Source organism: Nocardia sp. NPDC059228 (genome assembly GCF_042754245.1).
Taxonomy (GTDB): Bacteria; Actinomycetota; Actinomycetes; order Mycobacteriales; family Mycobacteriaceae; genus Nocardia.
Genome location: NZ_JBHZAL010000116.1, coordinates 1 through 1349, shown reverse-complemented (window position 1 = coordinate 1349; position 1349 = coordinate 1). Strand labels below are relative to the sequence as shown.

The following is a 1349-nucleotide window of genomic DNA, read 5'->3' as shown; positions in this document are numbered from 1 at the left end:
TGAGGTTCCCCCCGGATGGTGGACAGGGGGCTTACGAGTTTCAGGCGGCAGCCGCTCGGAGTGAGCGTTCGAAGGTGTCGGGGCTTTGCATCGCGATCGCTGAGTGCCGCCGGGTAGTGTTGTAGAAGTCGATCCAGTTGTCAACCGCGGCAATGAGTTCGGTCTTCGTCGCGTAGACGTGCCGGTAGTACTCCTCGTGCTTGAAACTCGACCAGAACGATTCGGCGGGGCTGTTGTCCCAGCAAATCCCGGTCGCGCCCATCGATCGCCGCAAGCCGTGGCGGAAACATGCCTTCGCTGTCAGGTGTGCGGTGAACTCGCCGCCGCGATCGGAATGCAGGATCGTGCCACGACAACGTTCGCCCCGGGTCTGGACCGCGGAATCGATAGCCTCGGTGACCATGTCGGCGCCGATGTGGTCGGCGATGCTGTAGCCCAACACTTTCCGAGAATGCCCGTCGCGGATCGCGCACAAGAACATCTCACCCTCACCACAGCTGAGATAAGTGATGTCGGTGAACCACGCCGCGTCCAGGCGGCCCTGATCGAAGACGCGGTCCACCAGATCAGGTGGGAACGATGCGTCCGGGTCGATCACGGTCGTGCGCACCTTGAACGTGCGCGGGCTGATGCCCTCGAGCCCGATCGAGGCCATGATCTTGGCGACGGTCTTCTCGGTGACCCGTTCGCCCTGCTCGCGCAGCTCGGCGGTGATCCGTGGCGCCCCGTAGGTGCCGCGGGAGTCGGCGTGCACTCCGGTGATCTTCACTTCCAGATCCGCGCGCCGCTGCTGGCGTGGCGTCAAAACCGTTGCCGTCCTGCGCTTGACGTACTGGTAGTAGCCGGAGGTGGAAACCTTCAACAGCCGCGCCATACGGGTGAGTGAAAACCGTTGCCCCTCGCGTGTTTCGGTGCCGGCGGTTTCGGTGAGATCATCGGGGCCGGCGTACTTGGCCATCAGATCGAACCGGGCCGGTTCTTCTGCATCGCGGCAAAGTACGCCGAAGCTTTTACCAAGAAAGCGTTGTCTTTCTCCAGCTCGGCGACCTGCTTTCGCAGCCGCAACAATTCGGCGCGCTCGGCCGCGTCCAGCGGTTTCTCTCCGTGGGCCTCGGCGGCGGCGATCCTGCGTCGCTCGTCTTTGACCCAGTTGCTGAGCAGGCCCTCGTTCAGGCCCAGTTCCCGGGCCACTTCGGCGATCGTGCGACCGGAATCGATCACACGATGGGCAGCCTCGACCTTGTACTCGGCCGTGAACGACCGGCGCTTGCGAGGAGGCATGTGGACATCCTTCCAGCAGGATCATTAGTCCTGCGAATCAGGTGTCCACTATCCGGGGGGAGCCTCAG

General features: G+C 63.3%; 2 protein-coding genes. Both read right to left on the bottom strand.

What is annotated here, in order from left to right; translation table 11 throughout:
- Positions 1-40: 40 nt before the first annotated feature.
- Entirely contained in the window at positions 41-958 is a 918-nt protein-coding gene (locus ACFXKA_RS42830) for an IS3 family transposase (RefSeq protein WP_379431881.1), read from the bottom strand.
- Positions 958-1281: a transposase gene (locus ACFXKA_RS42825; protein ID WP_379431880.1), complete on the bottom strand. Its 324-nt coding sequence runs from the start codon at positions 1279-1281 to the stop codon at positions 958-960. The genes ACFXKA_RS42830 and ACFXKA_RS42825 overlap by 1 nt, the downstream gene beginning before the upstream one ends.
- Positions 1282-1349: the final 68 nt, after the last annotated feature.

Coding starts and splice junctions, on each gene's coding strand:
- ACFXKA_RS42830 (WP_379431881.1), bottom strand. CDS start 958: ATGGCCAAGTACGCCGGCCCCGATGATCTCACCGAAACCGCCGGCACC.
- ACFXKA_RS42825 (WP_379431880.1), bottom strand. CDS start 1,281: ATGCCTCCTCGCAAGCGCCGGTCGTTCACGGCCGAGTACAAGGTCGAG.